1 protein-coding gene is annotated in these 279 nt (G+C 71.0%); it reads right to left on the reverse strand.

Going from position 1 to position 279, the window contains the following annotated elements; genetic code table 11:
* The coding region (locus BN358_RS26180; RefSeq protein ID WP_198018382.1) for a hypothetical protein at positions 1–279 on the reverse strand (279 nt) is incomplete at both ends.

A 279-nucleotide genomic window follows, 5' to 3' on the forward strand; every position in this document is an offset into this window, starting at 1 on the left:
TCGGGGTGACCGGGACCTTCCGCTTGCCGGGGATCGGCACGAAGGTCCGCAACTGCCCGGACGCGCGGTCCTCGCTGGGCGGGCTGGTCCGGGCGATCACGTCCGCGCCGAACGCGAACGCCGCGCCCCGGGTGTCGAAGCCGAGCTCGGCGAGGGTCGCCTTGAGCTTGACCTGACTGGTCTGGCCGGGGACGAACGCCTCGGCGGAGGTGGTCACCACCCGGTAGTGGTCTGCGGTGATCGGCAGGCGCTGGCCGATGATGTTGTTGCTGTTGGCCA

It is taken from the genome of Sedimentibacter sp. B4, from assembly GCF_000309315.1.
GTDB lineage: Bacteria > Bacillota > Clostridia > Tissierellales > Sedimentibacteraceae > Sedimentibacter > Sedimentibacter saalensis.